Source organism: Arthrobacter sp. StoSoilB5, assembly GCF_019977235.1.
Taxonomy (GTDB): domain Bacteria; phylum Actinomycetota; class Actinomycetes; order Actinomycetales; family Micrococcaceae; genus Arthrobacter.
Window position 1 is genome coordinate 2,576,164 of the sequence record NZ_AP024646.1, and the last position, 12,684, is coordinate 2,588,847.

Annotated in this window: 10 protein-coding genes; 2 read left to right on the forward strand and 8 right to left on the reverse strand. The window is 60.7% G+C overall.

All coding sequences use genetic code 11. The features are described 5' to 3' along the window. Positions 1–181: 181 nt before the first annotated feature. The 6 genes from LDN75_RS11595 to LDN75_RS11620 all read right to left on the reverse strand — a co-directional run bounded on the left by LDN75_RS11595 (position 182) and on the right by LDN75_RS11620 (position 8,266). Positions 182–832: a TetR/AcrR family transcriptional regulator gene (locus LDN75_RS11595; RefSeq protein ID WP_223937390.1), complete on the reverse strand. Its 651-nt coding sequence runs from the start codon at positions 830–832 to the stop codon at positions 182–184. Positions 833–1,001: 169 nt separating this feature from the next. After that, the gene (locus LDN75_RS11600; protein WP_223937391.1) at positions 1,002–2,024 is read right to left on the reverse strand and encodes a LacI family DNA-binding transcriptional regulator; all 1,023 of its coding nucleotides are present in this window, start codon (positions 2,022–2,024) and stop codon (positions 1,002–1,004) included. Between the two features lie 95 nt (positions 2,025–2,119). Beyond that, positions 2,120–2,938, reverse strand: a complete 819-nt coding sequence (locus LDN75_RS11605; protein ID WP_223937392.1) for an SDR family oxidoreductase — start codon at positions 2,936–2,938, stop codon at positions 2,120–2,122. After that, positions 2,935–4,167: a family 1 glycosylhydrolase gene (locus LDN75_RS11610; RefSeq protein WP_223937393.1), complete on the reverse strand. Its 1,233-nt coding sequence runs from the start codon at positions 4,165–4,167 to the stop codon at positions 2,935–2,937. The genes LDN75_RS11605 and LDN75_RS11610 overlap by 4 nt, the downstream gene beginning before the upstream one ends. A 45-nt stretch (positions 4,168–4,212) precedes the next feature. Further along, positions 4,213–6,879, reverse strand: a complete 2,667-nt coding sequence (locus LDN75_RS11615; protein ID WP_223937394.1) for a family 78 glycoside hydrolase catalytic domain — start codon at positions 6,877–6,879, stop codon at positions 4,213–4,215. A 34-nt stretch (positions 6,880–6,913) separates the two neighbouring features. Further along, positions 6,914–8,266, reverse strand: a complete 1,353-nt coding sequence (locus LDN75_RS11620) for an MFS transporter (RefSeq protein ID WP_223937395.1) — start codon at positions 8,264–8,266, stop codon at positions 6,914–6,916. 193 nt (positions 8,267–8,459) lie between these two features. On the opposite strand from LDN75_RS11620, the gene LDN75_RS11625 reads away from it, so the two are divergent. Next, positions 8,460–9,086, forward strand: a complete 627-nt coding sequence (locus tag LDN75_RS11625) for a TetR/AcrR family transcriptional regulator (RefSeq protein WP_223937396.1) — start codon at positions 8,460–8,462, stop codon at positions 9,084–9,086. Between the two features lie 4 nt (positions 9,087–9,090). Here LDN75_RS11625 and LDN75_RS11630 read toward each other — a convergent pair whose 3' ends face one another. Next, the gene (locus LDN75_RS11630) at positions 9,091–10,173 is read right to left on the reverse strand and encodes a LacI family DNA-binding transcriptional regulator (RefSeq protein WP_223937397.1); all 1,083 of its coding nucleotides are present in this window, start codon (positions 10,171–10,173) and stop codon (positions 9,091–9,093) included. Positions 10,174–10,216: 43 nt separating this feature from the next. After that, positions 10,217–10,669, reverse strand: a complete 453-nt coding sequence (locus LDN75_RS11635) for a MarR family transcriptional regulator (RefSeq protein ID WP_223937398.1) — start codon at positions 10,667–10,669, stop codon at positions 10,217–10,219. Between the two features lie 198 nt (positions 10,670–10,867). Between LDN75_RS11635 and LDN75_RS11640 the strand changes: the two genes are divergently transcribed. Beyond that, on the forward strand, positions 10,868–12,676 hold the full coding sequence (locus LDN75_RS11640) for an NAD(P)/FAD-dependent oxidoreductase (protein WP_223937399.1): 1,809 nt from the start codon (positions 10,868–10,870) through the stop codon (positions 12,674–12,676). The last annotated feature ends 8 nt before the right edge of the window (positions 12,677–12,684 follow it).

Here is a 12,684-nt window from a genome sequence, read left to right on the forward strand (position 1 = left end):
CATCTGAAAATCGAAAAGGCAACCGATTGCCACAATTAATGAAAAAAGTTAATTGGCCTGAATCTTGTTGAATTTTTAGGTACTCCAAATGACCACCCGGTATCCGGAGAATAGGCAGTCCGGGAGTCGGGGCGGTCTTGTCTTGCTAAATTATGTTGTGGAAGTTCCTGGTCGGTTCAGATCAGATTTGCGATATGAATTCAGTTATTTCGTGTTTGAACTTCATTAGTGGGTAGCCGTTAAGGGCCAGGAATGCTTGGGATACTGCCGCCGTCAGATCAAGGGCTGGGTCGATAAGCCATTGCATGCGAAGGCCGCTCCAGGCTGCCATCATTTGACGGGCAACTCTGCCAGGGTCGAGTTTGGGATCGGCAATTCCCTTTGCCTGGCGTCTTTTGACTCCTTCTGTGAACTCAAAAATCACCTGCTCGTGGTGGGTCTTCAGGTAAGCGTGGGCCGGGTGTTCGGGGTTGACTGCCTCGGCGCTCAACGCCAGGAAGAGGCGCGTCGTAGCCTGGTCATCAAGGGTTAGGTGAGCCATTGCGGGTGGGGGCCAGTCCGCGTTCCCACCATCGATAACGTGGAACTCGGCCGTAAGGATGGCTCGGTAATCCTCATCGGCCAGCTCCATGGCCGCGACGAGAATATGGTCGCGCGTCGGGAAGTGATAGAGCATGGCGGTCTCGCTTATCGACGCCCGCGCTGCCACCTCCGCTGTTGTCAGAGCCCGGTGTCCTTTCTCAAGGACGATGTCGAGGGCTGCCCGGGCTATAGCTGAGCGGCGCTCACGCGTCTTCGCATAGCGCTTGCGGGGAGCTGTTACGGAGTCCATGTGCTAAAGATAGTCCAAAATTGAGTGCCACACCATAGAAAACCGAAAGATTTAGGATGGTGCTCATGTGTCTGAGCAAGAGTCCTCCTTAATAAGAGTGCCACTCAGTTTTTGGAGTAGGAAGCATGCACTCGATGATGGTGCATAGGGTCACCGAACGGGAGTCGTGTCAAACTCCCTTCCAAGGACCCGCAGACCCCCGGATGACCAATTCGGTGTCTACAAGCAGGGTTTGGGGGTCTTTTACAGAGCCCGACAGGGAGTCCAGGATCAGGCCGGCAGACAATGACCCGCACTGCCCGAGCGGGGATCTGATGCTCGTCAACGATGGCGTGGTGAAGTCTGCGCCAAATATGTCGTCGAAGCCTATGATGCTGAGGGCTTCCGGTATCGCAACTCCAGCGACTTGGAGTTCGTGCATCAGGCCAATTGCCAGGAGATCGTTGTGGGTGATGACGGCCGTTGCTCCCGAGGCTTTGACAGTCCTTGCAACTCGCCGACCTCCGTCAACGGTTGGCGCGGCCGACTCAATGCGTTCGGCTGTGAGATGGCACCACTCGCAGGCGGCCGAGATGGCGTTCCAGCGACGGGCGGACATCCAGGACTGTTCTGGCCCCGCAACGAAAAGGACTTTTTTGTGCCCAATTCCCGCCAAAAAGCGGACCGCTTGGCTAACACCCCTGTCTGGATCAGGGATGACGCAACTGATGCCGCTTACCTCTCGGTTTATCACGACTATCTGCGTGGTTCTGGCAAGAGTCTGAATATCACTTTCATTCATGCGTGGGCTGGTCAAGATCAGCCCGTCCACGGCACTGATAACACGATTGGCCGATGCGAGTTCTGTGGTTGCGGATTCGGCTGCATTTACAAAAACTACGGTGTAGTCGCGTTGTGCCGCGGCTTTTCCTGCCTCGCGAAGAATGCCAAAGAATGTTGGATTGGTGACGTCGGAAACAATTAATCCCAGCGTCTTCGTTGATCCCGTCTGCAGTACTTTGGCTGCATGGTTCAGTTGAAAGTTGAGTTCAACGGCGGTGGCTTCAATGAGGCTTCTCGTCTGGGAGTTGACTCTTTCGGGATTGTTGAGTGCCCTGGAGACGGTTGATGGATTAACGCCGGCTTGCCGCGCCACGTCGTAGATGGTTGCCTTGGCCGTTCTCGATTGAATTATTGTTTCGTCGGACGGCAATTTTCACTTCCTTGGACAGTGCTGCGCCCAGCCAGGCGCGCGCGCATTTTGCTTCCGCGCACGTGCCTGGTTGGAGGGCGATCCTGCTGCTGGCGTTAGATGGTTTGGCCTGCGTCGGCCAGGAGCGTGCTGCCGGTCATGATGGTGGATAGGTCGCTTGCGCAGAACAGGACCACGCGTGCAATGTCGTCCGGCGTTCCGATCCGGCCTATAAGGCTGTTGGTCATGAGGTCCATGGCCGCTGTGCCGTCTGCGGGGGCGTGCTGAGCTGCGGCGGCCATGTTGCCCTCAGTAGGCACAAAGGTTGGGGCAACACCGAGCACCCGGATTCCCAGTGGGGCAAATTCGAGGGCCATTTGCTTGGTCATGCCCCGGACGGCATGCTTCGATCCGACGTAGGCGGACAAGCCCGGTGCCGTCCCGCCGAATCCTGCGGTGGATACGATATTGACGATAACCCCACCTTGATTTCCTGTGGACATGTGGCGCGCGGCTTCGCGGGAGCCATTGAATACCCCGCGGGTATTGACTGCAAAGACTTGCTCCCACATGCTGTCAGTCGTCTGCAGGACCGGGACGCTGGGAAAGATGCCCGCGTTGTTGACCCATATGTCGATCCCTCCGAATGACTCCATGGCTTCCACTGCGCCGAGGCGGACCGACTCGGCGTCGCTGACGTCCATGCCAAGGCCAAGTGCCTGCACGGGGAAGCGGTTGGCGATTTCCGCAGCGGTCTCGTGGGCGCGTTCCGCGTTCACATCCCCGATGAGGATGTCGGCGCCGGCTTCTCCCAGGCGGAGTGCAATGGCTTTGCCCAGGCCTTGCGCGCCGCCGGTGATGACGGCCCTGCGTCCGGCCAAGGAAAGCAGGTCCCGGACAGGGGTGAGCGAGGCATCGGCGAATGCTGTGGTCATGCGGAAACCTCGACGTCGAGCTGGTTGCTTTTGGCGACGCTGCCAAGCCAGGCGAGGCTGGGCTTTGGAGTGCGGGCAAAGGTATCCCTATCGACAGCGATGAGGCCGAACGTCGGTTCCCAGTGTCCCCACTCGAAGTTGTCCAACAGGGACCAGTGGAGGTAACCGCGTACGTCAATCCCTTCGGCCATGTTCTGGTGCAGGCCCTGCAGCGCCTCGGTGGTGTAGCGGATTCGCTGCTGGTCATCAGCTGTGGCGATGCCGTTCTCTGTGACCAGCACGGGCACGCCCCCGGTGATGTCCCAGGCGTGACGCACTGCCATGGCCAACGCGTCGGGCCTGTACGCGGTGCCCACCAGGGTGTTGTCCGGGTGTGGCGGGTGTGGGACGAGACCGTTGGCGTCGACCTGCTGGCTGGAGTAGGCCTGAACGCCAACGAAATCATCGCCGCGGCTACCTTCCCAGTAGACGTCTTCTTTGCCGTAGCGGATCTCCAGCAGTTTCTCTTCCCCGCCAGGGGCGGCCGTGAGCGCGCCGGCCGCGATCGTCCATCCCACCTTCGCCTCGGTGTGGGCGCGAATAATTTCCCTGGCGGCGTGATGAATGGTGGTGAAAGTGCGTCCTATCTCCGGATCGGCGTAGGTCAGGAAGTCGCTGTGCGTTTGTTTAGTCTCTTCGGTGCCTTCGACGGTGGGACTCTGCCATTGAGCGCCGTCGGCCAGTTGCATTCGGCGCATGGCCGTCATGATGGCGGCCTGCATGTTCGGCTCGTTCATGGTGACTACCCACTCCACCCCGTCCAGGATGGTGGTAGTTTCCTTGACATAGCGCTGGAACTTTTCCGACGCGTCCGGAGCCAGCCAGCCGCCGTCGTTCGCGAACCACTGGGGAGTAGTGAAGTGCTGCAAGGTCACCACGGGGGTGACGTTCCGGGCGAAGCAGTGTTCGATCATCCGGCGGTAGTGGGCGAGTTCGGCCTTGGAGAAGGCACCAGGTGCGGGTTCAATACGTGACCATTCGAGGCTGAACCGGTAGGAGGTCAGGCCGGCGTCGGCCAGGAGGTCGATGTCTTCGCGGTAGCGGTGGTAGCTGTCGCAGGCGTCTCCGGAGAGTTCCATGCCTGGCATGGTCAGTTCGCGTGCCCACCAGTCGCTGTTGACGTTGTTGCCCTCGATTTGGTGCCCGGCGGTTGCTGCGCCCCAGAGAAAATTGGCAGGGAAAGTTGTCATGGGTTTCTCGTTTCTTGAAGGTTGTGAGGCTGATGGTAGGTACTGTCAGGCGTTACTTGGCACGCTGATGCCGTACGAAGCCGCAGGCGCTGCGGCCCGGAACCTGCCCGGCCCGGCTGTGTATTCGGATCCATCAGGGAAAAGGATCCGGGCGGTCGTGTCAGCCGGGATGTCCGCGTCGATGCGGAGCTCGTCACCGTCGAGTTGCCAGTGGACGCTGATGGTGCCGTTTGGTGTTTCATGGGAGCCCCGGGCCCACGTAACCGACGGTCCAGGGGTGGGAGCAATGATGATCGAGTGCCAGCCCACAGAGCCCTCGGCCTGGCGCAATCCCAGGGTGTGCTCGTGCAGGAAGCGGAGCACGGTTGCCTTGCTGTAGTGGTTCAGTGAATCATGGGCGTCGCCGTTGTTGTCGATTCCTTCCCATGATTCCCAGATCGTCGTGGCCCCCTTATCCACCATGTACAGCCACGACGGCGCCGTGCGCTGAAGCAGCAATTCATAGGCGACGTCGGCCCGGCCGGCTTCAACCAGCACCGGGAGCAGGTAACCCGTAGAGAGAAACCCCGTTCCCAGGTGGGTGTCTGCGGAGCGGATGAGTTCCACCAGCCGGTCGACGGCACGTTCGCGTAATTCCCCGGGAAGCAAGCCGAACGCCAGGGCCCGGACGTAGCTGGCCTGGGTGTCGGCGTCGGTTGTTCCATCGGGACGTAGATATGCCGCACGCCAAGCATCGCGAACAGCTTCGGAAATCTCCTCAAACTCTGCCGCATCTGCGGATCGTCCCAGTACGCGGGCGATCCGGGCGAGCGTACCGGCAGAGCGGTAAAGGTAGGCCGTACCCACTTCGCCCTTGTCTTGCATGAACCAGGCCATGGGGTTGTCCTGGACGGGGTCGATCAGGCGTCCGTCGGCGTCGCGTTCCTTCGGTTCCGTCCACTCACCCCAATGGAAGGTGCCATCCCACAGGTATTGTTCGTAGGGCTCAGGCTTCGGGAATGCCTTTGTCCGTGCGTGATGGCGCGTTGTGCGCGCCATTTCCAGCGCCCACCGGACCCAACGGAGCATCGCATCCCAATTCTCGGCGAGAACGGCTTCATCTCCGTAGGCCTCGTACAGCTCCCAAGGAACAGTGACGATCGCATCTCCCCACCCGGCAGATCCGGTCATCATGGCGAACTGATCGTCCAAGTGGTTCTTGATGCCGCGGCCGTCGGGGGAGAAGTTTGTAATGCGGCCATCGGCAAGCTGGTCGTCGCGAACCGATCTCAACCACTTCCGGCTGAACCCGAGCACATCCCTCAACCGCGTAGCTGTGGAGATAAACACCTGGTAGTCACCGGTCCAGGCCAGTCGCTCGCGCGTTGGGCAGTCGGTAGGAACATCCACCGCGTTTCCCAGGAAGCTCCACTGCCCGATGTGATGAAGTTGGTTCAGGTCCTCGTTACTGCATGCGAACTCACCGGTTGGGCGGAGATCACTGTGCACTATCTGCATGCTGAGCTTGGACGAATTCAGGTCCGCCCCGTTACGGCTGATGCGCGCGTATTGAAAACCGTGGACAGTGTGGCGCGGTTCAAAGACTCCGCCAGCCGCGCTCGCGGTTACCTCGTCGCGCTGCGAGAAGATCCTGGCCGGTTCTCCTGGCCGGTGTGAATCCAGGTGTGCGGTTGAGAGGTCGCCGTCGCTGCCAACGTGTTCACCGTACTCGATCACTGTTCGCGTTCCGTGTGGCCCAAGGTCTTCGAGCCGGATCCATCCGGAGGCGTTCTGGCCGAAGTCAGCAATCCACACGCCCGGCCTTACCTCACTGACGCTTATCGGCGTCCGCGATTCGATGACCCGCACCGGCGGAGCGGGGGACCAGTCAATACTGGGGGCATCCACCACGTTGAGCAGGACTGTCGACGGCGGCGCCGCCGAAGCGGCGAAGTCCACCGTTTGTCCGTCCATGAGGTCCGCACGAGTTGTGGTTGAGGGTGCGCTTGTCCAATTGCCATCAGTAAGGATGACTTGGCGTGATCCGTCGACACGTTCGATGTGCAGTTCGGCGCGGGCGCCCAGAGTAGTTCCCCACTCCGCGGGGTGGCGGAAGGCGCCCACTTGCCCCCGGTACCAGCCATCGGACAGTTCAATGGCCAGCCGGTTCGGTCCCGGGGCCAGTAAGGATGCCACGTCGGCCGCTTGGGCGTAGAGAGTATGGTCGTACGACGTCGACCCGGGGGACAGTTCTGCGGTCCCGGCCCGCTGTCCGTTGATCGCAGCGGTGTAGACGCCCAGGGCTGTGGCGTAGAGACGGGCCGACTTTACCTCCGCGTCCACGATGAATTCCGTGGCAAGAACATGCGCGGGCCGCTGGCCGTATGGTTTGTCCTCTTGCTCGACCGGGGAAATCCAGGAAGCCGTCCAGTCGCGGTCGAGAAGGCCTGCTTCAAACGAAGACCATGCCGACCATGCGGCGGTCTTTTCTGCAACCCGTACGCGCCAGGTGACGCGCTGCCGGCTGCGGAGCTCCTGCCACGGCCATTGAAAGTAAAGGCGGCTTGCCGTCGTCGCTGGTGGCTGCGCCACGCCGTCGACGGTTGCTTCCAGTTCGAAGGCCTCCGCCGACATGTGGGCTGGAATCTTCCAAGAGAGCCTGGGGGATGGGCCGGTGACGGGGAACTGGTCTCCGCCGCTGTCCACGATGAGGTCATGGGGCACTTCGCCCATAATGTTTTCCTTCTTCCTACTGCCTATCCCGGCGTTATCGAACGGACTTGACCTTGAGCGCGATCACGAGTCCACCGATCAGCGCCAGTACAGCTCCTGAGAGGTACAGGAAGGTGTAGTTCTTGTCCGCTCCAGTGATGCCAAGGGTGATGATCACGGAGGCGATAAGTGGAGCCACGGCGCTTGGGATCTTCTGGGCAAAGGCAACCACCGCCATGTACCGTGCCGTTTCGGTCCGGTTGGGCAGAATGGCGAAGATGATGGCCTGGTCTACTGTCGCGAATACTGCAATGGCAGTCTGCATAAGGACTGCACCGATGATCAGTTGTGGCAGCGACCACGCGAACGCTTCAGCCAACGCTCCTCCCACAAAGAGAAGCGCGGCAATGATGACAAACAGACGCCGACGCTTGAGCCTGTCAGAAAGAAAGCCACCCAGCAGTGCACCGGCGGCAGCGGCCACTACGCCCAGCATGCCGATCGTTGCCACAACGCCAGCGACTTCCCTTACGGGGAGGCCGAGTCGCTGGGCGTAGAAGAACGTGCCGAACGTGGTGTTGAAATACAGGCCCATGAAGAAGATGAAACGGCCGAGCCAGTTCCATGCGAAGTCCGGGTATTTGCGGACGTTGAACCCATAGCTTGCAATCACTGAGCGGAAGGTGACCCGGGTGTCCACAGCGATGTTCTGCGAACTGCCTTCGGGCTTGATGAGCGGGAACAGTGCCAGGAGTACGGCGCCGATCACACCCGGGACGATGAACACCAGGAACGTGTTGGAAGAAACAGCGTAAGCAACGCCGATACCCAGAACAGGGGCGATCTGGGTCATCAGGCCCGTCAGTGCCGAGACCCGGCCGCGCTGGCCTTCCGGCAACTTGTCAGCCATCAGATTCTGGATGGCGGCACCGGAAATGGACCACCCGGACATGCCAAGGACCCACCCTGCGCCGACTAGAAGGAGGTTCGGGGCCAGGCCCATGACCACCAGCCCGGCCAGGCCGATACCTGTTCCCAGGAAAATGAAAGGCGCCCGCCGGCCGAAGCGGGACCGTGTGCGGTCGCTCCAAATGCCGATTATTGGGCTGACAACCAGGTAGATCCCCTGTGCTGTCCCTGTTATGAACCCGAGCATCTGCTCCTGGCCGGGAGCAAGTTCGGTGATCCGCACTGCAATGCCGTAGGAGAGAGGCACCATCATTGCGATTGATGCCCCGAAGCTGGCAAGCATCAGCCACAGAATGTAGCCCCTGCTCACGGGAGTCTGGGGCTCTTCCGTGAGCTCCGGATGTTCGACGGGGCCGACTGGCAGATGACTGCCCGGCGATGGTTCGGCGGCTGCAATCCCGCCGGCGAGACGTGGAGCCTCGTGCTTGTCAGTAGTCACCAATGACTCCTCTTTAACATTTTTAACAGTAGTTGGTCTCCTGCGGCATCGCAGGCGAGAACTGGGCGACCCTGAGGTCGTTACCAGCAAAGGTAACCACGGTGGTTACTATTCATGAATAGTAGTCACGGTGGTTACAATTGACAAGACCCAACGCAAAAAAGAGATTTCCGTCCATAGGGGAAGGCCGTTCGTGACTACCACTTCTGAGCAGGAGACCGGGAAGAAAGCCAGCACCGGTCGGCGCGGCCCGTACGCAACAACGCCGGCTCGTCGCGCGCAGATTGTTCGCGCAGCCTCGGCCAGTTTCGCTGAACACGGCTATGAGCGAGCCAGCCTAAGGGATATCGCCGCGCGGGCGAACGTCACCCACGCGGCCCTGCTTCGTCACTTCGCCACCAAGGATGACCTTCTCCTCGCCGCCCTTGCGGAGCGGGACGCCGACGATGCCGAGCTTGCCAAGCGCATTGTGCAATCCAAGGTGCCCCGGGAGTTGGTGTTGAGCAATGTGCTTAAAGAGGAATTTGCGCATCCTGAGCACATGCGGAATTGGCTGTCCATCACCATCGCGGCGACCAAGCCGGATCATCCCGCCCACAATTTCTTCATAGCCCGTCGTGAGCGCATGCGCGATTACTTCACCAGCAAGCGGCTCGCTACCACAGAGGATAGTGAGGAGCTCACTGCTGACGACAAGGTCACCATGGTGATGGCGATGATCGACGGACTCCGGATCCAATTCCTCCTGGACCCGCATCGGGAAACGCTGCACCTACTGGAGACGCTCATGCGGTTCATCGACACGCCGGAAGAAGCCTAACTAGTTAGTCAGTAGCAGCGACCCCAGCGTGGACTCGGGGCTGCGTGAGGGGGCGGCCGGTGGAGCCCCGCACCACCAGCTCTGTCTCGACACTCGAGGTTTGGTCCGGCGTCTCGTGGCCCTGCAGGATGTCCAGGAGGATGGCCGAGGCGCGCCTTCCGCACTCACCCAAGGACGATCGAATAGTGGTCAACGCAGGTGTGGTGAAGTCCGCGCCGAAAATGTCGTCGAAACCAACGATGCTGATCTGGCCTGGGACGTCCACGTTCCCGGCCTGAAGTTCCTGCATCAGGCCGATGGCGAGGAGGTCGTTGTAGGTGATCACCGCCGTCGCCCCGCTTTCCACGACGTCCCGCGCAACGTGCCTGCCGCCGTCGACTGTTGGCTTGGCCGATTCCAGCCGGACGGCGCGCACATCTGACCACTTGCACGCATCTTTGACGCCTTCCCAGCGTCGGGTCGTCATCCAGGAGTGCCTGGGGCCGGCAACGTACGCGAGGTTTCGGTGGCCATCGGCGGCAAGGCTTCGCACGGCTTCCCTAATGCCTCTGTTGACGTCCGGGACAACGCAGGGAACGCCTTGGATTTCGCGGTTGATAATGACCACCGGCTTGTCCGCTGCCAGGGCCCGGATGTGGTTGTCATCCATGCGTGGGCTGGCCAGGATGAGGCCGTCAACAGAGCTCAGCAGCCGGCGGGCGGCTGTGACTTCCGTTTCCGGCGATTCTGCGGACTCCGCGAGGACCAGTGTGTAGTCCCGGGAGGAACCGATAGTTTCGGCGCCGCGGATGATATCGAAGAACGTGGGGTTGGTAATGTCCGCGACGATCAAACCAATGGTCTGTGTACGGCCCGTGGGGAGGGCGCGGGCGAACGGGTTGACCTGATAATTCAGTTCCGCGGCCGCGTCCTCGATGATTTGTCGCGTCTTCGCGCTGACCCTGCCGGGCTTGCTCAAGGCGCGCGACACGGTGGACGGGTTTACCCCGGCCAATTTGGCGATGTCGTAAATGGTGGCCGGGGACTTCTCTGCCCGCCCGCGTTTGATGGGCGTGGTTGCTGCCTTGGGGTTGATGAGGTCCGTCACGGCTTTATCGTAGACCGGATGGCAACCGGATGCGTTGTTGCCCTCACGCGTTGCTGCGCAGCTCGCGACTTACAGCCCGCAGCCCTGTTTCAAGTGCCCGTAACTCGTCTACCGAAAGCCCAGCAAGGACTTCTCCGCCAAGCTCCGGGCGTGCGGCCATGAGTTCACGAACAACGGAACGGCCCAAGTCGGTTGCGTATATCCGACGGACCCTCTGATCTTCAGAGTCGAGGGACCTGGTAACCAGTCCTGCAGCCTCGAGGCGATCGACAAGTTTGGACATGGAAGCCATCGAAACCCCGAAGGTATCGACCAATCCGACTCCCGTGGCGCCACTCTCCGTGGTGACCACAACAGACAGGACTTTCAACTGCTGGATAGTTAGGTCAGTTGTCAGAAGTGGCTGAAGGATACGGGGGATAGAGCGGATGGTGATGGCGATTGCCAGAGCGTCAATGCTCTTTAGTACTGCATCCCGGTCATGTGATTCCGCCATGACAATAAGATATCCCGGGACCTCGCTTTGCCGGATTGATTAGCTTCAGGCTAAGCTTTTTTCGTAAGCCGACCCGTAGTCGGGTCGACGCGTACAGGAACCATCCGTTGGGCTCTTCCCCGGACCTGGGTCGCGGGCGCACATTGGGGGCGTTCGCGTAAACGTGCGCATGGCGCAGAAGCGAAGCGAGGACGATCCATGAGTCAAACGAAAAACCAGGAACGGCTTGATATCGAAGCGCTCCGGGCCAAGTACCGCGCCGAGCGCGACAGGCGTATCCGGCCAGAGGGCCTCGGACAGTATCAAAGCGCGGCCGGTGAGTACGGCTACTACGCGAAGGATCCCTATACCGAGCCGGTCGAGCGGGACCCGCAGACGGATTTCGTGGAAGTACTCGTCATCGGCGCCGGATTTGGCGGGCTGCTCGCAGCCGCCAGGCTTAGGGAGGAGGGCGTGGAGTCCATTCGAATGATGGATGAGGCGGGCGACGTTGGGGGCACGTGGTACTGGAACCGGTATCCGGGAATCCATTGCGATATCGAATCGTACGTGTACATGCCGCTTCTTGAAGAGGTGGGATACGTGCCCAAATGGCGCTATGCGCCTGGTGAGGAGATCCGGCAGCACGCCATAGCTGTTGCCAAGCGTTTTGACTTGTATCGGGACGTACTTTTTCACACCAGGGCAACGGCACTGGCCTGGGATGAAGCAGACGAGGTATGGGTAGTCAAGACCGACCGCGGGGACCGGTTCCGTGCACGCTTCGTCATCACGTCCTCGGGAACGCTCACACAACCCAAGCTGCCGGGCATCCCGGGCATTGAGACTTATCGTGGGCATACCTTCCACACCAGCCGCTGGGATTATGCGTACACCGGTGGATCTGCGGAGGGCGGCTTGGCCGGACTCGCTGGCAAGCGGGTGGCCGTTGTTGGCACCGGGGCTACGGGCGTTCAGGTCATTCCGCATCTGGGCCGGGATTCGGAGCAACTCTACGTGTTCCAGCGGACGCCGTCGACCATCGATGTGCGTGACAATCGCCTGACGGACCCTTCCTGGGAAGCGTCCCTTCAGCCGGGGTGGCAGCGCGAACGCATGGAAAACTTCCTGTCGGTGCTTGCCGGGGAGCCGGTAGAGGAAAGCCTCATCACGGACGGATGGACGGAAACTATCCAGTTGCAGCGCAAGATCCTCTCCGGCGCGGTCGACGTTACCCTCACGCCCGCGGAACGTGATTTGCGGGACGAACTAACCGACTTCGAGACGATGGGCCGCATTCGCTCCCGCGTAGACGAGATCGTCCAGGACCCCGGGACGGCCGAGCTTCTCAAGCCTTGGTATCGGTACATGTGCAAACGCCCATGCTTCAGTGATACCTACCTCCAAACATTCAACCGACCCAACGTGACTCTCGTGGACACAGCCGATTGTGGCGGCATCACCCGTCTTACTGAGACCGCGATCATCGTCGGCGAAACCCACTACGAAGTGGACTGCATCATCTTCGCTACCGGCTTCGACGTTGGAGTCTCTGGAGTGCTGTCCGGGACCCTGCCCGTCCGGGGGAGAGGCGGCCGCTCACTGCTGGAAGCATGGGCGGGGGGACTGCGCACCTTGCATGGCTTCTACAGTCATGGATTCCCAAACCTGTTTCATCTAGGTGCCCTGCAGAACGCGAACTCCGTCAACTTCGTGCACATCCTGCAGGAACAGGCCGAGCACATCGCAGCCGTCATCTCCCGAGGACGTGCCGCCGGGGTCCAGGTCATCGAACCCACCCCGGAATCCGAGGCCGCCTGGGTCAGGACCGTCGGCGAGACAGCATCCGACACCAGCGCTTTCCAGGCCGAGTGCACTCCGGGCTACTACAACGGCGAGGGATCCCGTGCCATCACGGGTTCTTCGTTTAGCCCCGGTCCCGTAGCCTTCCACCGCATACTTCGGGACTGGCGTGCAGGTGACATGAGCGACGTGCTCGCCCCTGCAAGGCCCAGGACTGCACTGTGAAGCCGGCG